Annotated in this window: 26 protein-coding genes; 17 read left to right on the top strand and 9 right to left on the bottom strand. The window is 60.4% G+C overall.

The genetic code is table 11. From position 1 onward, the window contains the following. Positions 1-15: 15 nt before the first annotated feature. The 7 genes from folE (VL197_03245) to rlmN all read right to left on the bottom strand — a co-directional run bounded on the left by folE (VL197_03245) (position 16) and on the right by rlmN (position 5634). Positions 16-591 (bottom strand): GTP cyclohydrolase I FolE, encoded by a 576-nt coding sequence (gene folE / locus VL197_03245; protein ID HUJ16985.1) that lies wholly within the window; start codon positions 589-591, stop codon positions 16-18. After that, positions 575-1102 carry a 2-amino-4-hydroxy-6-hydroxymethyldihydropteridine diphosphokinase gene (folK, locus tag VL197_03250; protein ID HUJ16986.1) on the bottom strand — a complete coding sequence of 176 codons (528 nt, stop codon included), beginning with the start codon at positions 1100-1102 and terminating at the stop codon, positions 575-577. Before folK ends, folE (VL197_03245) begins: the two co-directional genes overlap by 17 nt. 2 nt (positions 1103-1104) lie before the next feature. Further along, on the bottom strand, positions 1105-1461 hold the full coding sequence (folB, locus tag VL197_03255; protein ID HUJ16987.1) for a dihydroneopterin aldolase: 357 nt from the start codon (positions 1459-1461) through the stop codon (positions 1105-1107). Continuing rightward, on the bottom strand, positions 1442-2236 hold the full coding sequence (locus tag VL197_03260) for an SDR family oxidoreductase (GenBank protein HUJ16988.1): 795 nt from the start codon (positions 2234-2236) through the stop codon (positions 1442-1444). Before VL197_03260 ends, folB begins: the two co-directional genes overlap by 20 nt. Continuing rightward, a complete protein-coding gene (locus VL197_03265; GenBank protein HUJ16989.1) occupies positions 2233-2580 on the bottom strand; it encodes a 4a-hydroxytetrahydrobiopterin dehydratase in 348 nt (115 codons plus the stop codon). Before VL197_03265 ends, VL197_03260 begins: the two co-directional genes overlap by 4 nt. A 178-nt stretch (positions 2581-2758) precedes the next feature. After that, positions 2759-3964: an FAD-dependent oxidoreductase gene (locus VL197_03270; protein ID HUJ16990.1), complete on the bottom strand. Its 1206-nt coding sequence runs from the start codon at positions 3962-3964 to the stop codon at positions 2759-2761. 563 nt (positions 3965-4527) lie between these two features. Then, positions 4528-5634, bottom strand: coding sequence for a 23S rRNA (adenine(2503)-C(2))-methyltransferase RlmN (gene rlmN, locus VL197_03275; protein HUJ16991.1), 1107 nt, complete (start codon positions 5632-5634; stop codon positions 4528-4530). Positions 5635-5977: 343 nt separating this feature from the next. On the opposite strand from rlmN, the gene VL197_03280 reads away from it, so the two are divergent. The 13 genes from VL197_03280 to VL197_03340 all read left to right on the top strand — a co-directional run bounded on the left by VL197_03280 (position 5978) and on the right by VL197_03340 (position 19241). Continuing rightward, on the top strand, positions 5978-7129 hold the full coding sequence (locus VL197_03280; protein HUJ16992.1) for a methyl-accepting chemotaxis protein: 1152 nt from the start codon (positions 5978-5980) through the stop codon (positions 7127-7129). A 15-nt stretch (positions 7130-7144) separates the two neighbouring features. Further along, entirely contained in the window at positions 7145-7510 is a 366-nt protein-coding gene (locus VL197_03285; GenBank protein ID HUJ16993.1) for a response regulator, read from the top strand. A gap of 60 nt (positions 7511-7570) precedes the next feature. Then, positions 7571-9700 carry a chemotaxis protein CheA gene (locus VL197_03290; GenBank protein ID HUJ16994.1) on the top strand — a complete coding sequence of 710 codons (2130 nt, stop codon included), beginning with the start codon at positions 7571-7573 and terminating at the stop codon, positions 9698-9700. A gap of 42 nt (positions 9701-9742) precedes the next feature. Next, positions 9743-10090, top strand: coding sequence for an STAS domain-containing protein (locus VL197_03295; GenBank protein HUJ16995.1), 348 nt, complete (start codon positions 9743-9745; stop codon positions 10088-10090). 1 nt (position 10091) lies between these two features. Continuing rightward, complete coding sequence (locus VL197_03300) at positions 10092-12266, top strand: chemotaxis protein CheA (protein ID HUJ16996.1); 2175 nt, start codon at positions 10092-10094, stop codon at positions 12264-12266. Between the two features lie 144 nt (positions 12267-12410). Continuing rightward, positions 12411-14105: a methyl-accepting chemotaxis protein gene (locus tag VL197_03305; protein ID HUJ16997.1), complete on the top strand. Its 1695-nt coding sequence runs from the start codon at positions 12411-12413 to the stop codon at positions 14103-14105. Between the two features lie 94 nt (positions 14106-14199). Beyond that, positions 14200-14715 (top strand): chemotaxis protein CheW, encoded by a 516-nt coding sequence (locus tag VL197_03310; protein ID HUJ16998.1) that lies wholly within the window; start codon positions 14200-14202, stop codon positions 14713-14715. Positions 14716-14834: 119 nt separating this feature from the next. Further along, complete coding sequence (locus VL197_03315) at positions 14835-15683, top strand: protein-glutamate O-methyltransferase CheR (GenBank protein ID HUJ16999.1); 849 nt, start codon at positions 14835-14837, stop codon at positions 15681-15683. Then, positions 15680-16243: a chemotaxis protein CheD gene (locus VL197_03320; protein ID HUJ17000.1), complete on the top strand. Its 564-nt coding sequence runs from the start codon at positions 15680-15682 to the stop codon at positions 16241-16243. Before VL197_03315 ends, VL197_03320 begins: the two co-directional genes overlap by 4 nt. 7 nt (positions 16244-16250) lie before the next feature. Next, entirely contained in the window at positions 16251-17330 is a 1080-nt protein-coding gene (locus tag VL197_03325; protein ID HUJ17001.1) for a chemotaxis response regulator protein-glutamate methylesterase, read from the top strand. Between the two features lie 120 nt (positions 17331-17450). Then, positions 17451-17846: a response regulator gene (locus VL197_03330; protein HUJ17002.1), complete on the top strand. Its 396-nt coding sequence runs from the start codon at positions 17451-17453 to the stop codon at positions 17844-17846. Positions 17847-17915: 69 nt separating this feature from the next. Then, entirely contained in the window at positions 17916-18290 is a 375-nt protein-coding gene (locus VL197_03335) for a response regulator (GenBank protein ID HUJ17003.1), read from the top strand. A gap of 36 nt (positions 18291-18326) precedes the next feature. Beyond that, the gene (locus tag VL197_03340; GenBank protein ID HUJ17004.1) at positions 18327-19241 is read left to right on the top strand and encodes a phosphate/phosphite/phosphonate ABC transporter substrate-binding protein; all 915 of its coding nucleotides are present in this window, start codon (positions 18327-18329) and stop codon (positions 19239-19241) included. Positions 19242-19258: 17 nt separating this feature from the next. On the opposite strand, the gene VL197_03345 is transcribed toward VL197_03340, so the two are convergent. Continuing rightward, positions 19259-19939: a hypothetical protein gene (locus VL197_03345; protein ID HUJ17005.1), complete on the bottom strand. Its 681-nt coding sequence runs from the start codon at positions 19937-19939 to the stop codon at positions 19259-19261. After that, entirely contained in the window at positions 19936-21654 is a 1719-nt protein-coding gene (locus tag VL197_03350) for a VWA domain-containing protein (protein HUJ17006.1), read from the bottom strand. The genes VL197_03345 and VL197_03350 overlap by 4 nt, the downstream gene beginning before the upstream one ends. Before the next feature lie 161 nt (positions 21655-21815). On the opposite strand from VL197_03350, the gene VL197_03355 reads away from it, so the two are divergent. The 4 genes from VL197_03355 (at position 21816) to VL197_03370 (ending at position 24555) form a co-directional block, all read left to right on the top strand. Next, positions 21816-22607: a carbon monoxide dehydrogenase accessory protein CooC gene (locus VL197_03355; protein ID HUJ17007.1), complete on the top strand. Its 792-nt coding sequence runs from the start codon at positions 21816-21818 to the stop codon at positions 22605-22607. Positions 22608-22718: 111 nt separating this feature from the next. After that, positions 22719-23270, top strand: coding sequence for a 5-formyltetrahydrofolate cyclo-ligase (locus VL197_03360; GenBank protein ID HUJ17008.1), 552 nt, complete (start codon positions 22719-22721; stop codon positions 23268-23270). A 91-nt stretch (positions 23271-23361) separates the two neighbouring features. Beyond that, on the top strand, positions 23362-23925 hold the full coding sequence (folE, locus tag VL197_03365) for a GTP cyclohydrolase I FolE (GenBank protein ID HUJ17009.1): 564 nt from the start codon (positions 23362-23364) through the stop codon (positions 23923-23925). Between the two features lie 27 nt (positions 23926-23952). Next, the gene (locus tag VL197_03370) at positions 23953-24555 is read left to right on the top strand and encodes a 4Fe-4S dicluster domain-containing protein (GenBank protein ID HUJ17010.1); all 603 of its coding nucleotides are present in this window, start codon (positions 23953-23955) and stop codon (positions 24553-24555) included. The last annotated feature ends 9 nt before the right edge of the window (positions 24556-24564 follow it).

The raw sequence follows: 24564 nt of genomic DNA on the forward strand, positions 1-24564 counted from the left end.
GAGAACGGGTCATGCTTACAGCGTTTTCGGCCTGTTAATGATCGATAAAAATTCCTCTCTCGTCGCAGGGTTCGTTCGGAAGACCCCGAGCACCGCCGAGGTCACGAACATGGAATTCTGCTTCTCTACTCCCCGCATCATCATGCAGAGGTGGCGCGCTTCGATCATGACGCCGACGCCGTCGGCGTTGATCGAGTCCTTGATCGCAAAGGCGATTTGTTCCGTGAGCCGCTCCTGGATCTGGAGCCTGCGGGCATACATGTCGACCAGGCGGGCCAGTTTGCTGACGCCGAAGACTCGTCCCCGGGGAATGTAGCCGATATGGCAGCGGCCGTAGAACGGCAGCAGGTGATGTTCGCAGAGGCTGTACAGCTCGATGTCCTTTACCACGATCATGCTGGTCGTTTCCTGCGCGAAGCAGGCATCGTTGACCAGCGCCCCGAGATCGGCCCGGTAGCCCGAGGTCAGATAGGCGAGGGACGCGGCAACGCGTTTGGGCGTCTTGAGGAGACCTTCCCGCTGCGGGTCTTCGCCGAGCTCGATCAGCAGTTCCTCTACCAGTTTTTCGATCCGTTCACTGTTTCCGCTCATGGAGGAGTTCCTTTCGCAGTTCTTCTGTGTAGGCCTCGAGCGGCGTCATGGCGTTCGGAGACAAGGCCGCCGCCGCTTCCCGTATATGCAGCCCCGATCCCGGCAGGACCAGGCCGGGCGCGAGCTCCCGGATCGGGATCGCAAGGAACGGCCGCAGCGGGATATCGGGGTCCGGGAGGACCAAGTCCGGTGTCGTCATCACGAGCCCGTCCCAGAGGAGCAGATCGAGGTCGATGGTACGCGCCGCGAACTTGTCACTGCCCCGGGTCCTGCCAAGTTCGCTCTCGATGCTGCGCAGCAGCCGGAACTTAAGCTCCCGGGGGGCAAGGTCCGTTTCGATCTCCACCACACAGTTGTAGAACCACGGCTGACCTGGCGGTCCGACGGGCTCCGTACGATAGACCGTTGAGATCGCCGTGACCCGCTCCGTCGAAGCGAGCCCGAGGATGGCGCTCCTCACATTCGTTTCCGGGTCGATGTTCGATCCGATGCTTATGAAGGCCCGCGCCATGGTCAGCCCGGCCGCTTCCTGACGATCTCCACGCCGACGCTCCGTGCGAACCTGAGCGCCCCGGGTTTTTCGATCCTCACCGTTGCTTCCTGGACCGACGGATGGCCGAGGCAGATGTCGGCCACTGCCTGTGCCAGGGCTTCGACGAGATGGAACTGCGAGCGCTCCGCCATGCCCAGGACCTGCTTATTCAGGGCGCGGTAATCCACGGAGTCTTCGATCCGGTCGCTCGAGCCGGCCTTCCTAAGATCCACTGCGAGCGCCACGTTGATAAGCACGTCCTGTTTGTCCCGGCGCTCCTCGTCATGAACGCCGATGACGCACCGCACCAGAAGGTCCTTAATCAGAATCCGGTCCATTGCCGCCCTCCAGAAGGCGCCGGCCGCCGTCAACGTAGATGATCTGGCCGGTCACGAAGCCGCTTTTAAGCAGATAGAGAACAGTGTCCGCGATGTCCCCCGGCCCCCCGTGCTTCCTGAGGGGGACCTTTTCTGCCAGCCGGTCGAGGTAGCTCTCATCCTTACCCGCTGGCGGGAGAATCAAGCCGGGCGCAACGGCGTTTACCGTAATGGCTGGAGCGAATTCCAGCGCGCATATCCTTGTCAGGGACGCGAGCATCTGCTTGCTCAGGAGGTACGCCACGTGCGCCGGATCATGGCTGGCTATGCGGGTATCGAGAATATTGATGATCTTGCCACGGCCGGCGAGCCTTGCGAACTCGCGGGAAAGGACAAAGGGCGTCCACGCGTTCACCTGCATATGTCGCACCACGTCGCTGAAGCCGACATCCATGATCGAAGTCGGAAGAAAGATGGAGGCATTGTTGATCAGGATGTCGAGCCCCCCCCCAGCCTGGAGGGCCCGGGCGGTCAACGACTCGTACTCTTCCGGCCGTTCGAGATCGGCAATGATGCTCCAGGACTTCGCCCCGCAGTCCTCGACTTCATTGCACACCCTTGCGGTCTCGGATTCCTGCGCCTTGCGGTCGTGCGCCACGATATTTACGCCCTCTTCCGCAAGAGCGATGGCGAGTGCGCGTCCTATCCTTCTGCTGGCACCGGTTATCAGGGCGACCTTTCCCTTCAGGCTCGCTGCGGCGCTCTGTTCCGGGGTCTCCGTGAGATGATCGGTCATGCAGCCTTTCCGACCCGCTGCTGGTCCGCCAAGAGGTCGATCTTCGCCGCCACGACAAAGTCGTTCAGCGTCAGGCCGCCGACCTTATGCGTCGACAGGGTCAACCGCACCTTGCTGTAGGATATGAAAATATCAGGGTGATGGTCCTGTTCGTTCGAAAGCGCTGCCACGCGGTTCACGAATTCCATGGCCTCTCGAAAATCCCTGCACCGGAATTCCCGTTCGATGGCACCTCTGCCCAGCGACCACAGCGGGATCTCTCGCGCGAGTTCCTCCGCTTCTTTCTGCGAAAGGGGGGCGGTCCCTTTCGCTACGGGTTTTGCGGTTTGTTCTGCCAGTTTCATATTGACCTCCCTGTTCGTCCTTCCTATTATTAAAACCAACCACAGAGAACACCGAGAAAATAATGTTAACGGCAACTCTTTTGCGATGTCCTAACAACAGAGGCCATAGACTTTTTAAATAGCTTAAAGATCTATTCTTAGCCTCCTTTATTGTTAAGCTTTGCGGATCCATTTTTTGTCATTTGATCATGCCGCGCAGGCCCTCTCTCGTCACCCTCGCATTCTTGCGGATCAGTTCGCGGGCCGCCTCGACCTTGTCCCACACGTTGCACATCATCGCGCCCCGGACCCTGTCGTCTTTGAGGTAATAGATCACGCCCGTATCGTTTTCCTTCTGCCAGTCGGCGAACGTCTCGAGCTGGGCGTCCACTTCTCCCACCGCCTCGTACCCGAACTCGAAGAGGTCAGAGAAAAAGTAGGGCATATAGTCATAAGGTTTGTGCCCACCGGCCATGTTCAAACCTGCCCGCTTGCCCTGGTTCAAGGCATTGTCCCAGTGTTCGACGCGCGTCTGTTTTCCGAGCGCCTGGTAGGGAAAGAACGCGATGTCACCAGCAGCGTAGATGCCGGGGAGCGACGCCTGAAGATATTCGTCCACAATGACCCCGTTGGCCGTCTGCAGTCCCGCACGCCTCGGAAGATCGAGCGAGGGCGCAATGCCGATGCCCACAATCACCATGTCGGACCCGATCTTCGTACCGCTCGCGGTGTACGTGGTGAACCGGTCGCCTTCCTGGGAGAACGCAGAGGGCCTCTCATCTGCCAGGACCTTGATGCCGCGCGAGAGGTACAGGTTCAAAAGCGCCCGCCCAAGGTATTCAGGGTAGACCCTGCTGACGAGGTAGGGCTCGGGAAAGATCATCGTCACGCCGACCTTATTGATGGTCAGCGCAGCCGCTATTTCGGAACCGATGAACCCGCCGCCGATGACGACCGCCGTTTTCCCCTCTGTGGATCCTTTCCGCAGCTTCAGGTAGTCGTCCAGGGTGCGAAAGTAACAGATGCCCGCGAGGTCGCCGCCGGGAATGGGGAGTGTTCGCGGGATGCCGCCCGTGGCAAGGAGCAGTTCGCGATAGCGATACTCGTTGCCGGCGTTCGTCGTGACCGCCCGTTGTTTCGCATCGAGCGACGTGACCGTGATGCCGGTTTCCACGGTCACTCCGTTCTCGTCGTAGAATTTCCGGTCATGGAGAAAAATCTCCTCGACCTTTTTCTTTCCGAACCAGAGCTTCTTCGTCAGAGGCGGGCGGTCATAGGGTAGGTGCTTCTCGGCGCTCAGAAGGAGAATTGCCCCCTTTTTGTCCAGTTCCCGTATCCCCTCGACGGCCGATGCCCCGGCCAGGCCCCCGCCTACGATGATATATTCATATGATCGGTCACCCATGAGCCGTTGCCTCCTCACCCGCTGTGAACGTTATAAGACAAAATCCGTTTACGCTCCCTGGCAAAATCACTGCCTGCAGTTTTAGTATAGCATAGTGGCCGGGGATCAATTGTGTGATGACTCGCCCCGTCACGCAGCGGAGAAGTGAAAGAAGCCTTCGAGTTCAGTGCGGTTTTTAAACGGCACTCTATTCGTGGAGACCTGCTTGCCGTAAGCCTGTTGCTGCCTGTTCCTCCTCGGTGGTAATAAATCAGGTAAGAGAGCTCGCTAGGAAAAGAGGAGGGAAGTATGAACGTCATGGACAAGATGGAACGTGACCTGCTCGTCACCGAACTGGAGGAGATACCACGACCCCGGAGCTCAGGGTCTTGATCGCGTCGGGAATACGGAAGGAGCTCAGGGATGAGCTGAAGCAGGACGAGGTAGCGCTGAAGAATGTTCTCGAAAATCTCGAAATGGCTGCCTGACCGGGATTGACGAGTGGGCAGACAAGGGGGACGCATCGCGAACAGAAGTGTCCCTGTTATTTTGCGCCGCCTTCCGTCAATCCCTCCGAAGGGAGATTACGGATGCAGCGCAGCCTCCTGCTCCCGCAACTGGCCGCAGGCCGCCGAGATGTCCCTGCCCCGTGACTCGCGCAGGGGTGCGGTCAAGTGATGGTCCAGCAGGACCTTCTGGAAGAGGCGGACCGCGGCATCAGCGGGCCGCCTGAACTCGCTGCCGGGAAAGGGATTGAAGGGGATAAGATTGACCTTGCTCCTGATGCCCTTGAGCAGGTGCACGAGCCGCCGCGCATCCTCCCCCGAATCATTCACGCCCGAGAGCAGAACGTATTCGAACGTGATCCTCCTCCGTTCGTCGAGGGGAAAGCGCCTGCAGGCGGCCAAAAGCTCCCCGATCGGGTAGCGGCGATTCACGGGCATGATCCGGTCGCGGACCGCGTCGGTAGTTGCGTTCAGCGAGATGGCGAGGTTGACCCTGATGCCGGTTGTTCCGAGCCTGTCTATTTCCGGCGCCAGGCCGTCGGTCGAGAGCGTCACCCTGCGCGGCGAGAACCCCAGCCCCTTGTCTGCCGTTATCACGCGGAGCGCCTGCACCACGTTGTCGAAGTTCGCCAGAGGCTCACCCATTCCCATCAGCACGATGTTCGTGATGTACCGCACGGGCTCGCGCCTGAAGTCTCCGCCGCCTCCCTGGTGAACGGTGCCGGCACGTTCACCGGAAGCAATCAGCTTCTCTACGAACAGGATCTGGTCTACGATCTCGAAGGCGTCGAGGTTCCTGCGAAACCCGCCGCTGCCGGTGAGGCAGAAGCGACAGGCCTGGGCGCAGCCGACCTGCGAGGAGACGCAGAGCGTTTTCCGGTCCTCGTCGGGGATGAGCACGCTTTCGATGGTATGGCGGTCGGTAAGCTCGAATAAAAATTTTGTGGTCCCGTCCGAGGAGCGCTCCTGCTTCAGCAGCCGGGGCGATGGGATGAAGAAACGCCCCGCGAGCAGGACGCGCTCGGCCTTCGGGATGTTCGTCATCTCGTCAAAGGCGTCCGCGCTGTTCCGGTATATCCACTCATGGACCTGTCCGGCACGATATCTCTTCATGCCCAGGCTCACCAACTCCCGGGTAAGATCATCGAAGGAGAGATTCTTTATATTGATCGAGCCGGTTTGCATCGGAGAAGGGCTTTCCTTTCATGAGGCCTCAGATTAACACCTTTATCCTGCAAAATCAAGCTGTCAAGAAACGGTACTTTTCACGCATCACTGTCCTGTTTCTGTACAGTCATACGGGTTTGTTTAGACTTAAATATCTGAAAAAATGTACATATTTATCCGGAACGAAAAGTGCATGAGTTTCTGTGGATTAACAGAGGGTTAATTACAAACGTTTCCAGACAAAAACCTGAAAATACCCCTAAAGATCATTCAAGATTTCAATGGAATCTCCGAAAAGAGATCAGCCTTCCTTATTATTATAGTGATTGACGGGAGGCTCAGCCGGGATTGCAGGAGGGATATGACCGAGAACAAAAAAATAAAGCCCATTCTGGCTGGTCTTCTCCTGCTTGCTGCGCTGCCGTCCCTGTTCACCACGTGGCAGGTTCGGCTGAGCGCCTTCATCGTATGTTACGGCGCCGCCCTGTTCCTCGCCATTTCCCTTCTGCAGAGGCATCACGCCTCGCTCGAAGAGAAGCACGGGCAGGAGCAGAAGATCGAACTTGCCGGGATCGAATCGATCCTAACGCCCGTCGCCGGTCACCTTCAGAGCAAGGTTCAGATCATTCCGGTCCTGACGAACCAGCTGACAGAGGTCACGAAGCAGACCGAACAGGCCGCCCTGGAAATGGGTGAAAAATTCATGGGCATCGTCGGCCGGGCGCGGAAGCAGTCGGAGAGCGCATCGGACGCCTTCGGCAGGCTCGGAGTGAGCGGCGGAGACTCGTCGGCTATCAGCGTGAGCAGGCAGACCTTCAAGAGCGTCATGGCCGACCTTCAGACACTCACGAGCTCCGCGAGAGAAACCCAGCAGGAGATGAGCGTTATCGCCCAGGACGCGGAAAGCATCAGGAAGATCGTGGGAGAGATCGAATACATCGCGCAGCAGACCAACCTGCTCGCCCTCAACGCGGCGATCGAGGCCGCGCGCGCGGGAGAGGCGGGCAAGGGGTTCAGTGTGGTCGCCGACGAGGTGAGAAAGCTTTCCGACCGGTCCAACGGCGCCGCCGACAAGATCAAGCAGCTGATCACCAAGATCGGGGCGGACATGAGCGCCATGTATCAAAAGACCGAGATGAGCACGGCCGAGCACACGGCCAAATCGCTCCAAGCAGGGACGGCCGTCGATGAGGCGCTCGCCACGCTGGACGCCGTGGTCCGCGACGCGAAGGAGCGGCTCGAGGAGCTCACCAAGGAGTCTGATGCGCTCGCCAGGGACATCAGCGGGATCATCGTCTCCATGCAGTTCCAGGACATCACCCGTCAGCGGATCGAGCATGTGGTCGAGCCCCTGCTGCAACTCAAGGCCGAATCGGAGCAGATCCTGGCGAAGCTCCGGGATGCCAGCGTGACCCACCACAGGGCGAACGCGTCGTGGATCGAGAAGTTGTATACCATGGAGTCGGAGCGGGCGGTCATGAACAAGACGCTCCTCGCTCTGAACGTGAAATAGCGGGAGGGTTCTCGTATGGCAAAGACCGTTCTGGTTGTAGATGACTCCGCATCGATGCGGCAGCTGGTCGCTTTCACCATCAAGGAGGCGGGGCACGACGTGCTGGTCGCGGAGAACGGCAGGGACGCCCTTGGGAAGATCGCGGGCGCAAAGATCGACATGGTCATCACCGACCTGAACATGCCCGAGATGGACGGCATCGAGCTCATCAGGAAGCTCCGCGGCCTGCCGGCTTTCAAGTTCTCGCCCATCGTGATGCTGACCACGGAGTCGCAGGAGAGCAAGAGGCAGGAGGGAAAACAGGCGGGGGCCAGCGGCTGGATCGTCAAGCCGTTTTCCCCGGAACAGCTGCTTGACGTAGTGAAGAAGTTCGTGAAGTAGCAGCGCGTATCCGGGCAACCCCGGCCGGCTGCGTATGAGAGGAAGGACATCGTCGTGGCGATAAGCGACAGGCACAGGTCCGTTTTTCTGGAAGAAGCGAACGAGCGTCTGGAAGAGCTTGAAGCGTCGCTGCTCGAGCTCGAGGAATCGCCGGCGGACGGAGAGCTGATCGGTCGGATCTTCCGCGCCCTGCACACGATCAAGGGCTCCGGAGCCATGTTCGGCTTCGAGAGGGTTTCGAAGTTCACCCACGAGATCGAGACCGTCTTCGACCTCGTCCGGAACAACAGGATGTCGGCTTCCCGGGAGCTGATCAACCTTGCGCTTCAGGCGCGGGACCGGATCAAGACCATGCTCGCTGCGTCCGATGAAGCCGGACCGGAACTGGAGCGGGCCAATGTCCCCCTCATAGAGTCGCTGAAGAAGCTTATCCCTGCCGATGTCCGGAAGGAACCCCCGGCCGGGCCTCTGCCCTCCGCAGTCGAAACCAAGGCCGGCGAGCGGCGCGAGGCAATCGCTACCTACCGCATCGCCTTCGGGGCGGGTCGGAACATATTCAAGACAGGAATCGACCCGATCCGCCTGCTCGATGAATTGCGCGGACTCGGCGAATGCACCGTCGTCGCCCTGACCGAGCCGGTGCCGTTCCTCGAGGACCTCGACCCGGAAGACTGTTACCTCTCCTGGAACGTCCTGCTCACCACCAACCGCGGGCTGAATGCCATCAAGGACGTGTTCCTGTTCGTGGAGGACTGCTCCAAGGTGAAGATCGATGTGGCCGACGTCATCGACCCGTCGCAGAACGTGGATTTCCAGCCGTACACGAAGAGGATCGGTGATATCCTGGTCGAACGCGGAGACGTCTCCCCGGAGGTCGTCCGGCAGGGGCTTTCGGCACAGAAGCGCTTCGGCGAGATCCTTGTGGGCATGGGCGCAATCGGACCCGATAAGGTGACTGCCGCGCTCGCCGAGCAGGAGCACGTTCGCGACGTGCGCGAAAAACGCCACAAGGAAGAATCGGTGATGACCGTCCGGGTGCCAGCCGAAAAGCTCGACCGCTTGGTGGACCTCGTCGGGGAACTGGTGACGGTGCAGGCGCGGCTCAGCCAGGCGGCATCGACCCATGGCAACGGCTCTACCGATTTTCTCGCCATCTCGGAGGAGGTGGAGCGGCTGACGGCCGAGCTCCGGGACATCACGATGAGCATCCGCATGATGCCCATCGGCACCACCTTCAGCAGGTTCAAGCGCCTGGTGCGGGATCTGTCCGGGGAACTGGGCAAGCAGATCGAGCTGACCACGGCCGGCGCCGAGACCGAGCTGGACAAGACCGTCATCGAGCGGCTCGGCGACCCGCTGGTGCACCTCATCCGGAACAGCATCGACCACGGCATCGAGACCCCGGCCGTCCGCGAGGCAGCGGGCAAACCGCGTCAGGGTTCGATCCTCCTGTCCGCCGTGCATGCAGGTGCGAACGTGCTGATCCAGATAACCGACGACGGAGGCGGCATCGATTCCGACGCGGTCCGCATCAAGGCGATCGAGAGGGGTCTCATTGCAGCCGATGCACATCTGTCGGAGCAGGAGCTGTTCGGACTGATCCTGACGCCGGGATTCACTACGGCAACAAAGGTCTCGAGCGTGTCCGGCCGCGGGGTGGGGATGGACGTTGTGAAGAAGACCATCGAGTCGCTGCGCGGAACCCTCGACATAACCAGCCGGAAAGGGACCGGGACCACCATCACGCTGAAGCTGCCGCTGACCCTGGCGATCATCGACGGCTTCCTGACCAGGATCGGCAGTGAGCACTTCATCTTCCCGCTGTCCGTCGTGGAGGAATGCGTGGAGCTGTCCCGCGACGACCGGGAACGGTCCCGGGGCAGGCACCTTGCCCATGTGCGGGGACAGATCGTCCCCTATCTACGCCTCCGGGAGCGCTTCGCCATAGGGTGCGAAGCGCCCTCCATCGAACAGATCGTGATCACCCGGGTCAACGACCGACGGGTCGGATTCGTGGTCGACCTTGTGATCGGCGGCCATCAGACGGTCATCAAGAACTTGGGAAGATATTACCACGGCGTGAAGGGCATATCCGGCGCAACGATCCTCGGCGACGGCACCGTGGCGCTCATTCTCGACGTTCCCCGGCTTGTCCGAAGTGCCGAGTTCGAGGAAACGAATGCCCGTTGAACTGCGGGCAATAACCATTCCCCGTCAAGCGAGGTGAACAGCATGGGAGCGAATTTTCAACAATCCGGGACGAGCGTGGTGATCACGCTGGAAGGCGAGATCACGCTGCCGCATGCCGCAGAGCTGAGACACACCCTGATCAAGGCGCTGATCGACTCGGACGACATTTCGATTTCTCTGGCGAACGCGCAGGCCCTGGACCTCTCCTGCCTGCAGCTCTTCTGTTCGGCCCACCGCAGCGCCGTTCGCCTGAAGAAACGGCTCTGCCTGAGCGGTCCGCTGCCCCAGGTGTTTACGGACATGGTCGAGGCCGCCGGCTTCGGCCGGCTCACGGGCTGTAAACTGGATACGGAGAAGAGCTGCCTCTGGGCGGCGGCTCATGGAGCCTGACATGGATGAAAAGAGCAAACCGGCATTTGATGACTCCTCGGAAATCATTGTGCGCGAACTGCGCGCAACATTCCAGGCGGAGGCCCAGGAGCTGCTTGCGGAGCTGGAGCAGGCGCTCTTGGAGCTCGAAAAAGATCCGAACGACGGCCAGCAGATCGGCAGAGCCTTTCGCGCCATGCACACGATCAAGGGGTCCGGCGGCGCCTGCGAATTCCACGAGATAGCCGGCTTTACGCACGAACTGGAGACGATCCTGGACAACGTCCGTTCAGGCAAGGTGACGGCGACGAAAGAGATCATCAATCTCACCCTTGCCGCCCGAGACCAGATCGAGGCCATGTTCAACGTCTACTACCGCGGCGGCACTGCGGACCCCGCGCGGTGCACCGAGATCCTCGAGGAATTCCGGCAGCTGCTCCCGGGCATGGAGCTGAAGGGCGGACCGGCCGCGGAGCCGGCGGCCAAGAGCATCGCACAACCGGAGGCCGGGGCGCCCTGCCTCACGTACCGTATTCGCTTCAAACCGGCTGCGGACATCGCCCTGCACGGGATAAATCCGGTCCACCTCCTGAACGAACTTCGGGAGCTCGGAGCATGCAAGATAATTGCCCATACGGAGGCCATCCCGCTCCTCGAGGACTTCGATCCCCAGGCCTGCTACACTTCGTGGGACGCCATCCTTTCGACCTGCCGGGGCCTGGACGCCATTCAGGACGTGTTCATCTTCGTAAAGGACGGCTCCGACGTTAAGATCGACATCATAGACCGGGACGGCTTTCTGGACGACGAGAAAACCTACAAGAAGGTCGGCGAGATCCTGCTCGAACGCGGAGACCTGGCCATCGGGGACCTTCAGAAGGTGCTGGAGAGCAAGAAGCGCGTCGGAGAGATGCTGGTAGAGACCGGCGTGGTACCCAGCGCCAAGGTGGAGTCGGCCCTGCTCGAACAGCAGCATGTGCGCGAGCTCCGGGAGCAGCGCCAGGGCGCAGATGCGGCTCAGAGCATCCGCGTGGCGACCAGCAAGCTCGACACCATGGTGAATCTCGTGGGCGAACTCGTGACGGTCCAGGCGCGGCTGACCCAGACGGCGGCGACCAGCCGGATCCCCGCTCTGCTAGCGATCGCAGAAGAGGTGGAGCGGCTGACCGCCTCCCTCCGGGACAACGCCATGAACATCCGCATGCTGCCCATCGGGACGACGTTCAGCAGGTTCAAGCGAATCGTTCGCGATCTTTCCGTGGAACTCGGCAAGGAGATCGAGATGACTGCGGACGGGGCCGAGACGGAGCTGGACAAGACCGTGATCGAGCGGCTGAGCGATCCCCTGGTCCATATCATCCGGAACTGCATCGATCACGGTATCGAGCAGCCCGCCGTCCGGCAGGCCGCGGGCAAGCCGAGGCAGGGTACGATCCACCTGTCGGCCGTGCATTCGGGAGCCCATGTCCTGATCCGGGTGGAGGACGACGGAGCGGGCCTGGATGTTTCGGCCATCAGGGCCAAAGCCCTCGAGAGGGGCCTGATCCAGCCCCATGACGAGCTGTCGGAGCGACAGGTGATGGAACTGATCCTCGCACCCGGCTTCTCCACGGCGAAGAGCGTAACCGGAGTGTCGGGACGCGGCGTGGGGATGGACGTGGTCAAGAAGGCGATCGATGGGCTCCGGGGCAGTATCGAGGTCACGAGCGCGCCGCGCAGGGGGACAGCCATTTTGCTCAAGATCCCGCTCACCCTTGCCATCATCGATGGCTTCCTGACGCGGACGGCAGGCGAGCATTTCATCTTCCCGCTGTCCCTCGTGGAAGAGTGCGTGGAACTCTCGCAGGGCGACGCCGCCGGCACGCACGGCAGGCACCTGGCGCATGTCCGGGGATCGCTGGTACCCTACATCCGGTTGCGGGACTATTTCGGGATCAACGGGGCGCCGCCCCGCTTTCAGCAGATCGTGATCACGAATGTCGACGGCAGGCGCGTCGGGCTCGTGGTGGACACGGTCATCGGCGAGCACCAGACGGTCATTAAATCGCTCGGGAAATATTATCAGGGGGTCGAAGGGATATCCGGCGCTACGATCATGGGGGACGGGACGGTGGCGCTGATCCTCGATATCCCGAAACTGGTCCGGCAGGTTGAACATGAGGAAACCAAGATCGCCCGCGGCGGGGCTACTGTCTAACGGAAACCGGAACGCCTTCTGCCTGACCTCGCGATCGGGTCTTCGAACTGGAGGCGGTCGAATGAATCGCCGTTTCAGCGTAGATTCGTCCGGAGAAAGGCCGTCGAGTGAGGCGTGCATGGCGACACGGACAAGGAGCATTCCATGAAGATCTCGCGAAGCATCACCTTTCGGGGTAGGATCCTGTTCATCACAGGGCTGATGATGGCCGGCATCCTCGCCATCACCCTCCTCTCGCTCTTCACCATCAGACGGGAGCTGTTCGAGGACCGGAAGGTGAAGACACGGCACGTGGTCGAATCAGCCTTCGGCGTCCTGGAGTACTACCATGGTCTCGCCCTGCAGGGCAAGATGACCATGGACGAGGCGCAGCGGAACGCGGTCGCCATGATCAGGCAGCTCCGCTACGACGAGAAGGAATATTTTTGGATCAACGACATGCACCCCACGATGATCATGCACCCCTACAAGTCCGAGCTCGACGGGAAGGACCTGTCTGACTTCAAGGACCCCGAGGGGAAGCGGCTCTTCGTGGCCTTTGTCGACGCGGTCAAGGCGAGCGGGGCGGGATACGTGGATTATCTCTGGCCCAAGCCGGACTTCAAGGAGCCGGTACCCAAGGTGTCCTACGTCAAAAGGTTTGAGCCCTGGGGGTGGGTGATCGGGTCGGGCATCTACATTGACGACGTCCAGGCCGTCTTCTGGGCCGAGGCGAGGAGGTACGTGGTCGCCATGGTCCTGATCATGTCGCTCATCCTTGCGATCGGCCTGCTGCTGGTCAGGAGCGTGAATCAGGGGCTCACCGAGGCGGTGCGTGTTTCGAACCGTCTCGCCGAAGGCGACCTGATGCTGGATATCTCGGTGACGAACAATGACGAAACGGGCCAGCTGCTGAATGCGATGAAGGCCATGATGGAACGCCTCCGGACCGTCGTCACCGAGGTGAAGAGCGCCTCCGACAACGTGGCCTCGGGCAGCCAGCAGCTCTCCGTGGGCGCCGGGCAGATGTCCCAGGGAACGACCGAGCAGGCAGCATCCGCAGAAGAGGCATCATCATCCGTCGAGGAGATGAACGCCACGATCAAGCAGAACGCGGACAATGCCCAGACGACCGAAAAAATTGCACTCAAGTCGGCTGCAGACGCCACGGAGAGCGGCAGGGCAGTTGCCGAGACCGTGGCCGCCATGAAGGACATCGCCTCCCGGATCTCGATCATCGAGGAGATCGCGCGCCAGACGAACCTCCTGGCGCTGAACGCCGCCATCGAGGCCGCCCGGGCAGGCGAGCATGGCAAGGGCTTCGCGGTCGTTGCGTCAGAGGTCAGGAAGCTCGCCGAGCGGAGCCAGGCGGCAGCCGGCGAGATCAGCAAGCTGTCGACCACCAGCGTCGAAGTGGCCGTGAAGGCGGGACAAATGCTTGCCAGGCTGGTTCCGGACATCCAGAAGACCGCGGAGTTGGTGCAGGAGATCAGCGCCGCGTCCAAGGAGCAGACCACCGGCGCGGACCAGATCAACGGCGCGATCCAGCAACTGAACCAGGTGATCCAGCAAAACGCGGGTGCTGCCGAGGAGATGTCCTCCACAGCGGAAGAGCTCTCCTCCCAGGCCGAGCAGCTGCAGCGCGCGATAGCGTTCTTCAAGGCGGCAGAGCCCCAGGCTTCGCGTCAGGTTGCAGCGGTAAAACACGTTCCGGCGTGGCATAGGGCCGCTTTCGCCCCTGTCGCGCCGAAGCCGTTGCCAGCGCTCGGTGCAGCAGTTCATGCCGGAATTGCCCTGAACCTGGGGCATGACGGGAAGGGCAACGACGACCGCCGGGACAGCGAATTTGAGAGATTTTAAAACCAGGTGCGGTATGACTGACGTGGAGCCAACCAGCGATGTGCGTCAAGTCCGACAAAATCCCGCACTACGCATTTCTGGCGAGGAGGTACCTATGGCTGCAGCAGCAATCATGGAGACGACGCAGTATCTGACGTTCAAGCTCGATGACGAGGTCTTCGCCCTCGACATTGGCAAGGTACGGGAGGTCCTGGACTTCACCTCGATCACCAAGGTACCGCGCACGCCTGACTTCATGCGCGGCGTCATCAACCTTCGGGGCAGCGTGGTCCCGGTCGTCGATTTGCGGCTCAAGTTCGGCATGTCGAAGACGGAGAATACGGTGAACACGTGCATCATCATCGTCGAGGTCACGGTCGACGGCGAAACCACGGTCCTGGGAGCCTTGGCCGATTCCGTCCAGGAGGTGATGGACCTCGGGCCCGGCCACATCGAACCGGCACCGAAGATCGGGACGAGGCTGAACACGGAGTTCATCAAGGGCATGGGCAAGAAGGACAACCGTTTCATTATCATCCTCGACATCGACAAGATCTTCTCGACCGATGAACTGGCCCTGGTCCAGGCCAAAAAGGACTCCACCGCTCCGGAAGCGGGCCAGCAGGACTGAACGAACCGGAGGAGGGAAGGCGCTCCCAGTCCGGCGCCCCCCGGAGGGGAAATAGGACGTCCGGTATCGCGGGGGCCGCTGCCTTCCCCGACGCTCTCTTTGTGATGAAAGAAGTCCAGATGAACAACGATGCCGTCAAGGCAATGTCCGCGAAAGAGTTCGGCCGTCTGAGCGAGTTCATCGTCGACCACTGCGGCATCAAGATGCCACCGGCCAAGCAGATCATGCTCGAATCGAGGCTGCAGAAGCGGCTGCGTGTGCTCGGCATGTCCTCCTTCAGGGACTATTGCGATCACGTGCTCGGATCGGAAGCAGGGGCGGATGAGCTTGTGCACATGATCGACGCGGTCACAACGAACAAGACCGACTTCTTCCGTGAACCTTATCACTTCCAGTTCCTGGCCGAATCGGTGCTTCCCGAGTTTCTGAGCGAACAAGGGGGCGCCAGGAAGCACTTCCAGATTTGGAGCGCCGGCTGCTCCTCGGGAGAGGAGCCCTATACGCTCGCGATCGCTATGAGCGAATTTGCGATTCAGCGCGCCGGCTTTCAATACGGCATCCTGGCCACCGATATCTCGAGCCGGGTGCTGGACAAGGCGCGGCTCGGCATCTACGACGAGCATCTGGTGGCTGGTATCCCGCTTGCGCTCAAGCAGCGATACTTTCTGCGCAGCAAGGACCGCGGCAAGGCGCTGGTGCGCGTGGCTCCCGAGCTTCGCTCCCACATCTCGTTCCAGCGGGTGAACCTCATGGATGAGCACCTCTCGGCACCCGAGCTCATGGATGCCATATTCTGCCGGAACGTGATCATTTATTTCGAGCGGGCGACGCAGTACAGGCTCCTGGGCCGCCTGTGCCGGTGCCTCAAGACGAACGGGCATCTCTTCCTGGGGCATTCCGAGACGGTCCACGGCTTCGATCTGCCCCTCGTCCGGATCTCATCGACGATCTACAGGAAGGTCGCATGAGCAGGGGGAACAACGGGACCCCGGTCGTGTATCTCAAGGCGGGAGAATTGCACGTTACCGACCAGCCGTCGCTGGTTATCACGGTCCTCGGTTCCTGCCTGTCCGTAACGATGCACAGCAGCAGGCTGGGGATCGGAGGCATCTGCCATGGCCTGCTGCCGGAATGCGGCAAGAAGAACAGCTGTACGAGAGAGTGTCCGGACGGCTTAAGGTATGTGGACTGCTCGATCAGGCAGATGACCGGTATCTTCGACAAGGCAGGTGTGAAGCGGAGCGATATCGAAGTGAAGTGTTTCGGCGGAGCCGATATGTTCCCGCGCTCGATCGAGAAGCCGGGCCTCATCTCGGTTGGACGCCAGAACATCATGACTGCCGAAGCGCTCCTGAAGCAGGAAGGCTTCGCGATCGCCCGGCAGGATGTGGGAGGGCTCGGCGGACGGAAGCTGCTGTTCTACCCGCATACGGGCGAGGTCCTGCTGCAACGCCTCGAAGGGGTCCGTGAAGCCGATGTCCGCCGGAAGCAGTACGGCGTGCCCCGTCATCCAGCGGGCATGAGGTGATTCCGTTATGAGCAAAAAAATACGGGTTCTCGTCGTCGATGACTCTGCCGTCGTCCGCCAGACGATGGAAGAGGTGCTGTCGTCCGACCGCGGGATCGAGGTGATGGCAACGGCTTCGGATCCCTTCATCGCCGCGGAAAAGATCCTGCGCGAGGTGCCCGACGTCATAACCCTGGATGTGGAAATGCCGCGCATGGACGGCATAACGTTCCTCCAGAAGATCATGTCCCAGCATCCGATCCCGGTGGTCATCTGCTCCAGCCTGGCCGAGGGCGGCTCCGAGACGGCCCTCAAGGCGCTCGAATACGGAGCAGTCGAGATCATCACCAAGCCCCGCCTCGGGACCAGGCAGTTCCTCGAAGAATCCAAGGTGCGCATCTGCGATGCGGTCAAGGCCGCGGCCGCAGCCCGCATCGCGCGCATATCTCCCGATGCGCCGCGCGTCGTGCCCAAGTATTCAGCGGACGTGATCCTCGCGAAGCCGGGATCGAGCGCGATGGCAAGGACCACGGAAAAGGTGGTGGTCGTAGGCGCTTCTACCGGGGGCACAGAAGCGCTCCGGGATTTTCTGGAGGCCATGCCGCTCGACGCCCCGGGCATTGTGGTCGTGCAGCACATGCCCGAACATTTTACGCGCGCCTTCGCGGCCCGTCTCGACGGCATCTGCCGCATATCCGTGAAAGAAGCGGAGAACAACGACACCATTCTGCGGGGCCGGGCACTGATCGCACCGGGCAACCATCATCTGCTGCTCAAGCGCAGCGGCGCCCGCTACTACATCGAAATCAAGGACGGGCCGCTCGTGTCGCGCCATCGTCCGTCGGTTGACGTCCTGTTCCGGTCCGCCGCCCGGTATGCGGGCAAGAACTGCATCGGCGTGATCATGACCGGCATGGGCGACGACGGTGCCAGGGGCATGCTCGAAATGAAGGAGGCGGGGGCCTTCACCGTCGCGCAGGACGAGGACTCCTGCGTCGTTTTTGGCATGCCCAAGAAGGCGATCGAACTCGGGGCCGTTGAGCGCGTCGCGCCTCTCAAGGACCTGCCGCAGGTCGTATTAAATGCTCTCGTAACGGGCGCGGCCTGACGGGAATGAGCCGGCTTGATTTTTCGAGGGAGATCCGGGCGGCAGCGCCATCATGGAGGTTGCTTTTTTACCATCATGAGCATACTATAGACGTGCAACCCGTGACGAGAGATCATACCCATGCTGCCTGTCAAATCCGCACCGACGCGGGTCCTCATCGTTGACGATGAGCCGACCATCCTGCTGACGCTGTCCTATGCGCTCAGGACGGAGGGGATCGAGGTCATCACCGCGAGCAGGCTTGAACCCGCCGAGGAGGCCCTCGCGCGCTATACCTTCGACGTGGTGATCGTCGATATCAGGATGTCGGGGATTCTGGCAATCGAGGGGCTTGAACTGCTGACCTATATCAAGCGCAATTGGCCCACAACGGACGTGATGGTCATGACCGCCTATGGGTCGGAGCAGATTGAGAACGAGGCCTATGGCAGGGGCGCACGATGGTACTATGAGAAGCCGGTCGACATCCGCGAACTGATCGACCGGCTGCGGGAGCCGCGATCGTCCGTTGTGTGACAAGGTGATTGCCGCGGACTGGCGCACACCGGCATTGCCGGAAGTGGGAGCGCATGCAGGAGGATGGACATGCTCAAGAAGGTTCTGGTCATAGACGATTCGGCGCTGATCCACCAGATGTACAAAATGGTGCTCATGCGGTATCGCTGTGAGATCATCGACGGGATGAACGGGCAGGACGGGTGGGACAAGCTTGCGGCGAATCCGGATGTGGACCTGATCCTGCTCGACATCAACATGCCGGTGATGAACGGCATCGAGTTCATCAAAAAAGTGAAGGCGACGGAGCGCTACAACGCGATACCGATTGTCATGGTCAGCACCGAGGGCAAGGAAGAGGATACCTTGCGGGGGTTAGCGCTCGGGGCGAAGGGGTATGTGAAGAAACCGTTCCAGCCGAGCGATCTGCATGCCCTTATCGAGAAGATCTATCCGGTGAAATAGCGGCGAGGTGACACGGTCCGGCAAGGAGAGGCGATCATGGCGTTCATGAGGGATGTGCCGCAACAGGGGGTGGTTTGCCTGGGCGGGGGAGCGGGTGCGAGCCTGATGCGGCTGCTCTGCCGCATCACGGTAGGCATCATCCTTGTATCGGCCGTTCCGACCGCGGCCCGGGCCGAGGTCAAATTCGGCATTCTGCCGCGCTTGGGCCCCGTCGAACTGTTCACGATGTTCAACCCGCTCGCTCAATATCTCACGAAGGAGACAGGCGAGAAGGTCAGCATCGTCATCCCCAAGGATTTCGCGGCCTTCAACGCTGCGGTCAGGCAGGGTCAGATAGATCTCGGCTTTGCGAACCCGGTGGTCTACGTGCAGCTGAAAAGGGATATCGCCCTTGAACCGCTGGCCCTTGCCGCGGAGCTAAAGGCCGGCACGAAGTTCCGCGGCATCATCATCACGAGGAAGGAGAGCCCTGTCAGGAGGATCCAGGACCTGAAGGGGAAAAAACTGGTCTTCGTGGACAGGGATTCGGCCGCGGGATACATTTTTCAGATGCTTCTCCTGCACCACGCGGGCTTTGACGTTCGCAGGGACTTGACGGTGCTTCCCTTCGCGAAGACCCATGACAACGTCGTGCAGGCCGTTTACAACGGAGCAGCCGACGCCGGCGGCATCCGGGAGGATGACTTCGACAGGGTGAAGCGCAAGATCGACATTTCCCGGTTAAGGATCGTGGCCTATACCGACTATTACCCTAACTGGCCGGTCTTTGCCTCGCCGAGCCTAAGCAAGGAGGTGACGGCAAAGATCCGCGCCGCCCTGCTCAGGCTCAAGCCCAACGAGGCCGCGTCGGCGGGCATCCTCTGGTCCGCGGGGCTGATCGGCTTCTCGATGGTCCAGGACACTGATTACGATCATCTGCGCGAGGCGGCGCAGGTGGCGGGAGCCTTCTGACGGGCTTCCATCCTCTCTCAGGCGCCGTCTCCCGCATTCTGTTGCTGCCGGTAGAGGATCTCGTATTCTTTTTCCAGGTTGTCATATTTCGCCTGGAGCGCCTTCAGGATATTTGTCTTCTCGGCGAGTGCGTCCTCCGCGGCCTTCGTCCTATCCAGCAGTTCCTCTTTTTCCCGGGACATCATGGTCCTCACGATCTCATCGGCCGGCGTGATGGAAGCCGTTTCATCTCCCTGGAGCTTATTGAACTGACCCTCCCAGATCCTGAACTTCACCGCGAGCGTTTCCTGCTCGGCTTTCAGGCTCCCGAGAGCGGCCTCCATCTCCTGCTGACCCGCACCGCTCGCCTTCTGTTCCGACCGTTCCTGCTGATCACGGTAGGCCGCTTGTATGCCGGACAACCGTGCCGGCGCGGTATCGAACACCTGTTTGCAGCTCAGCATATCGTGGACCATTTTTTTCAGCATCTCGACGGTCTGGCGGAGGGAGTCCAGTTCGCCGGACCCCGGCTCCTGCGCTTCGGCAGCGTCAGGGCTGGAGGGGAGCTCTCCCGGCCCTGCCTGCTCTTGTGGCGTATCCTCGATTCTCTTCCGGCCCCGATCCTTCCAGGCTCGCCACAGCAGTACGAGCGTCACCGCGAGGAGGACGATCAGCGCCTCGACGAGCAGCAGGAACGAGAGCGCGTCGATCTTTATCATGATAATACCTTCTTCCGTGCGAACTTCTTGATCAGGAATAATACGATGCCAGCGAACGAGGCGAGCGCAAGGTTTATCAGGCCCAGCCGAAGCAGCACTGGTCCCCAGTGTATTTCTTCGTCCGGCAAGTTATTTGGCGCCACGGAGGCCGCCTGCGGCGTCCGTGGCGCGGGAGCGAGCGACGGAGCGTCCAGGACCCGGAACGGGACGGTCTTCTCACGCTTGAATGTCCTGCCCGTTGCCCTGATCCGCACCGTGTATTCCCCCGGCCCAGCTGCGGGAAGTTCAACATGATGCCTGCTGTTTATCCCCGAAGTCCCGGCTCCCGGAGGAGAACCGTCGTCCACCAGGTTCACAGCGGTGGTCTTTCCGTCGGGCCCGGTTACCTCGGCGGAAAAAACCGCGTTTGCGGCCAGATCCGCTCCGGTCACGATCACACCCTGTTTTTCCAGCCAGGCGTCGATCCTGACGGATTCTCCCTTCCTGACGAAGTCCCTGTCCAGGGCGCACCTCAGGCTCAGATCCGTCAGAACGTACACTTTGTTGCCTTCGTTCGTGCTGAGCCTGACGGTCCACATGCCCTCAGGGGGTTCGCTGATCGTTATCATGTCAAACACGTTCGATGCATACCAGTTGAACGAAGAGGGATGTCGCGACGAGGTATGCTGCCCGCCGTTCGGATCGCGAAGGGCCACCGCCGTGCCCGGCGCCTTGGTGATCAGCACCACCGCTTCCCGGATCTCGCGGTCAAGGACGAAGGATTCTCCCTCGAAAGGGACGCTGTCCGGCGCCTTGAGCCGTTCAAAGATGGAGGTGAACATGAGGTGCACGTCCCTCTCGGTTTTCGCGTACCGGAACGAACCGTCGGTCTCGCGGGCCATGGTCGCGAGCAGGGTGCTGTCCGACTCCTCCGTAAAGGCCACCGTGTATATCCTGATGCCCGCATCTTTCAGCTCGGGCAGGAGCTTCATGAGCTCGGCATGCGCGGCGGAGTCCTTCTCTGCGGAGCCGAGAGCCAGCCTGCCGTCGGACATCATGACCAGGATCCTGTTTTTTGTCGTCGACTGCTTCAGCTCATCGTAGCCTTTCTGCACGGCGTCGAGAATGTTCGTCGAGAACTCCCGGGACGAGATCCGGTCGATGGCCCTGAATACCGCAGGCCGGCTCTGATCATTGTTCGCGGTGAGCGGGATGAGCATCGTCGCCGCATCACCGAAGCTCATGACCGCGATGCGGTCGTTCTTCCCGACCAGCGAAGCGAAGAGCTTGGCCGCGTCCTTCCGGTAATTCCCGGGGTCCGTCCTTTTCATGCTGCCCGAACTGTCGATGAGCAGAACAATGTCGAAGAGGTCCTGGACCGGCCTCGCGGGCCTGATCGTGGTGGTCTGCTCCGAGGGGAGAACGGACCGCGTCTGTCCGGATGAGACCTGTTCCGGGGTCGTCGACTGGCCGGAAAGGACGTACGTCGTGGTCGGCAGCGCAGCGGAAACGACCGCAGGGGTCGAGGTTTGAAGGGACGCCTCTCCGGCAGGGGCGTTCCGGGCGGTACCAAGCGCCGCGGTCGGTGCCTGGCGGATGATGATATTGGATCCCTGCTGTGCAGGGGCGTGGTCCTCCTGCTTCATGTACCAGGAAAGGGCCGCAATAACCGCCAGGACGATCAGGAGCGCGGCCGCAAGAATCCAAATATATGATGGTATTTTTCTTATTCGCATAGAGCAATTATCGTATCGGTAAACGGGAGTTTATCTTTAGTCTCGAAGTCCGCCGCGTACTTTCAGGAAGCTCAATTACCAGGTAAAAAACCCTTGACACATCCGTATGTTAGGTGTTATTTTTACCATCTGTTCAATTATTCGTCATTTCGGAGATCTGATTGAAAATAGCAATAACCGGCAAGGGAGGCGTAGGAAAAACAACGCTTTCCGGCCTCCTGGCCCGGATCTATGCGTCGGAAGGGAAGAAGGTTCTCGCGGTAGATGCCGATCCTGATGCAAACCTGGCATCTGCCCTCGGCATAGCGCCGGAGCTGGCAGCAAAGGCCCTACCGCTTGCCGAGCAATCCGACATGATCGAGGAGCGGACGGGCTCCCGTCCGGGCGCGCCAGGCGGCCTGTTCAGCATCAACCCGAAGGTGGATGACATCCCCGAGGCCTACGGCATCCAGCATGAGGGCGTGCGGCTCCTGGTGATGGGCAAGTCAAAGGAGGCCGCCGCCGGATGCTACTGTCCTGAGCATGTGCTGCTCCGCCGCCTTGTCAGCCATCTGATCCTTCGGCGCGATGAGGTTGTGATCCTCGATATGGAGGCGGGCATCGAACATCTGACCCGCGGCACGGCCAGTGGAGTGAATGCCTTTATCGTGGTGGTAGAGCCGGGACAGCGGAGCCTTCAGACAGCTCATCATGTGCAGGACCTGGCAAAGGGGCTCGGCATCAAGGACGTCTTCGTCGTGGGCAACAAGATCAAGCGGGAGTCGGACAGGGAATTCATCACAAAGCACCTGCCCGGGATGAAGGTCCTCGGATTCATGAGCTATGCAGACGATATGGTCAAGGCCGATCTCGACGGCAGATCTCCCTTTGATGCGTCGCCGGAGGCTGTGGAAGAAGCAAAGGCCATCAAGTCCGGATTGGACCGGTTGATCGGAAAGTCCCTCTCGAAGTAACATACAGGACCGGACAGAGAGGAAGTCATAAAACGGTGGAATATAATTTTCTTTCATGTTAATATTAGTAAACGTTATTAATGTATTATTAAAAGTTATTCTTCCCTCCTCTTGAAAACACCTCTGAGAAAAAAGATAGCAGAAGCGAGGGATAGCCTTTCCCGTGAGATCCGTGCGTCCAAGAGCTATGAGATCGAGCAGCGGCTCTGGTCGCTTCCCGAGTTCCAGGCCGCGCGGATGGTCATGTTTTTTGCCTCGTTCCGAAGCGAGGTCGATACCCTGCCCATGATCCGGCATGCGCTGGATTCAGGCAAGCGGGTGATCCTGCCGAAGGTTGCAGGCAGGGAACTCCTGCTGTTCGAGATCAAGGACTTTGATAAAGACATGGTTCCCGGTACCTGGGGGATCCCCGAGCCTCGCGAGACCACGCCGGTCGCACTCGGCGAAGTGGGACTCGTTATCGTACCGGGCCTGGGGTTCGATCAGCAGGGAAACCGTCTGGGATACGGAGCTGGATTCTACGATAAGTTGTTGCAGGATTATTCCGGTGCCACTGCAGCGGTCGCTTTTGAGCTTCAGATCGTACCCGAGATACCGGCCGATCCTCACGACATCCCCGTACAGAAGATCGTAACGGAACGGAGAGTCATAGAAGCGAGCTGATCGTGCTGCGCATGCCGGTTGAGGCGTGCACCGGAGCTGATAGAGGGATTTTGGTCTGCGTTTCCAGGACCCCGTTGAGCCCTGCTACCATATGGACCCTAAGAAAATTGAAAAAGGCGTTCGCCTCATCATAGAGGGCATCGGGGAGGATCCGGACCGGCCGGGACTCAAGAATACGCCCCAGCGCGTTGCCGAGATGTATGCCGAGATCTTCTCCGGCATCGCGGCCGACACGGGAGAACTTCTGAAGCCCATGGCCGGCGAGAACCATGACGAGATGGTGATGATCCGCGACATCCCGTTCTATTCCGTGTGCGAACACCATCTCCTTCCGTTCTTCGGCAAGGCGCACATCGCTTATATCCCGGGTGCGGGGAAGATCGTGGGCATCAGCAGCCTTGCCAAGGCGCTCGAGGTCTTCGCCAAGCGTCCGCAGGTGCAGGAGCGTTTGACAACTCAGTTCGCCGACTTCATCGTCGGCAGGCTCAAGCCCAAGGGAGCCATGGTTGTGATCGATGCCGAGCATCTCTGCATGAGCATGCGCGGCGTAAAGAAGCCAGGGTCCCGCGTCGTCACGTCCGCGGTCCGGGGGATCTTCCGGACCAAGGAATCTACCAGGATGGAAATGCTCGAGCTCTTGAAGGAGCGGAATTAAGCGTTCAGTCCATACAAGGGAGTGTCTATGTCGCCATCGGTATTGAAGTACGAAGCGTCGGTTTCCAAATCCCTGCTCGACGAGGTCTCGGCCCGGTCCGGCCAGAACCTGCAGGCCTGCTATCAGTGCCGCCGTTGTGCCGCCGGCTGTCCGGTGGGGGAGGAGACGGGGGTCACGCCGGACCGGTTGATCCGGATGGTCCTCGTCGGAGACAGGGAAGGGGCGCTCAATAATCTGCTCGTCTGGAAGTGCGTGTCCTGTTATACCTGCGGTACGCGCTGCCCCAATAATATCCAGACCGCGCGGATCACCGAGACCCTGAAGAAGATGTCCAAGGAAGCCCATTTGAAGCCGCTCACCCCCCGCATCGCCGATTTTCACAAGGCCTTCATGACGTCTACGGGCCACTTGGGCCGCGTCAACGAGATCGAACTCATGGCCATCTACGAGACCAAGACCCTGTTCAAGGAGCTCGCGAAGGGGAACCTGAATGCCATGTTCGAGGAAATGAAAAGCCAGGCTAAGCTCGGCGCGGAAATGACGAAGTTGAAACGGATGCACTTCGGCATGGACAGGGTCAAGAACCGCGCGGAAATAAAAGCCCTCTACAAAAAATCCAAGGGCCGCTGACGGCCGTAT

Source organism: Nitrospirota bacterium (assembly GCA_035516965.1).
In the GTDB taxonomy this organism is placed as follows: domain Bacteria; phylum Nitrospirota; class UBA9217; order UBA9217; family UBA9217; genus MHEA01.

Excerpts from the sequence above, each read along its gene's own strand:
- folE (HUJ16985.1), bottom strand. The coding sequence starts at position 591 with ATGAGCGGAAACAGTGAACGGATCGAAAAACTGGTAGAGGAACTGCTG.
- folK (HUJ16986.1), bottom strand. The coding sequence starts at position 1,102 with ATGGCGCGGGCCTTCATAAGCATCGGATCGAACATCGACCCGGAAACG.
- folB (HUJ16987.1), bottom strand. The coding sequence starts at position 1,461 with ATGGACCGGATTCTGATTAAGGACCTTCTGGTGCGGTGCGTCATCGGC.
- VL197_03260 (HUJ16988.1), bottom strand. The coding sequence starts at position 2,236 with ATGACCGATCATCTCACGGAGACCCCGGAACAGAGCGCCGCAGCGAGC.
- VL197_03265 (HUJ16989.1), bottom strand. The coding sequence starts at position 2,580 with ATGAAACTGGCAGAACAAACCGCAAAACCCGTAGCGAAAGGGACCGCC.
- VL197_03270 (HUJ16990.1), bottom strand. The coding sequence starts at position 3,964 with ATGGGTGACCGATCATATGAATATATCATCGTAGGCGGGGGCCTGGCC.
- rlmN (HUJ16991.1), bottom strand. The coding sequence starts at position 5,634 with ATGCAAACCGGCTCGATCAATATAAAGAATCTCTCCTTCGATGATCTT.
- VL197_03280 (HUJ16992.1), top strand. The coding sequence starts at position 5,978 with ATGACCGAGAACAAAAAAATAAAGCCCATTCTGGCTGGTCTTCTCCTG.
- VL197_03285 (HUJ16993.1), top strand. The coding sequence starts at position 7,145 with ATGGCAAAGACCGTTCTGGTTGTAGATGACTCCGCATCGATGCGGCAG.
- VL197_03295 (HUJ16995.1), top strand. The coding sequence starts at position 9,743 with ATGGGAGCGAATTTTCAACAATCCGGGACGAGCGTGGTGATCACGCTG.
- VL197_03300 (HUJ16996.1), top strand. The coding sequence starts at position 10,092 with ATGGATGAAAAGAGCAAACCGGCATTTGATGACTCCTCGGAAATCATT.
- VL197_03305 (HUJ16997.1), top strand. The coding sequence starts at position 12,411 with ATGAAGATCTCGCGAAGCATCACCTTTCGGGGTAGGATCCTGTTCATC.
- VL197_03310 (HUJ16998.1), top strand. The coding sequence starts at position 14,200 with ATGGCTGCAGCAGCAATCATGGAGACGACGCAGTATCTGACGTTCAAG.
- VL197_03315 (HUJ16999.1), top strand. The coding sequence starts at position 14,835 with ATGAACAACGATGCCGTCAAGGCAATGTCCGCGAAAGAGTTCGGCCGT.
- VL197_03320 (HUJ17000.1), top strand. The coding sequence starts at position 15,680 with ATGAGCAGGGGGAACAACGGGACCCCGGTCGTGTATCTCAAGGCGGGA.
- VL197_03325 (HUJ17001.1), top strand. The coding sequence starts at position 16,251 with ATGAGCAAAAAAATACGGGTTCTCGTCGTCGATGACTCTGCCGTCGTC.
- VL197_03330 (HUJ17002.1), top strand. The coding sequence starts at position 17,451 with ATGCTGCCTGTCAAATCCGCACCGACGCGGGTCCTCATCGTTGACGAT.
- VL197_03335 (HUJ17003.1), top strand. The coding sequence starts at position 17,916 with ATGCTCAAGAAGGTTCTGGTCATAGACGATTCGGCGCTGATCCACCAG.
- VL197_03340 (HUJ17004.1), top strand. The coding sequence starts at position 18,327 with ATGGCGTTCATGAGGGATGTGCCGCAACAGGGGGTGGTTTGCCTGGGC.
- VL197_03345 (HUJ17005.1), bottom strand. The coding sequence starts at position 19,939 with ATGATAAAGATCGACGCGCTCTCGTTCCTGCTGCTCGTCGAGGCGCTG.
- VL197_03350 (HUJ17006.1), bottom strand. The coding sequence starts at position 21,654 with ATGCGAATAAGAAAAATACCATCATATATTTGGATTCTTGCGGCCGCG.
- folE (HUJ17009.1), top strand. The coding sequence starts at position 23,362 with ATGGACCCTAAGAAAATTGAAAAAGGCGTTCGCCTCATCATAGAGGGC.
- VL197_03370 (HUJ17010.1), top strand. The coding sequence starts at position 23,953 with ATGTCGCCATCGGTATTGAAGTACGAAGCGTCGGTTTCCAAATCCCTG.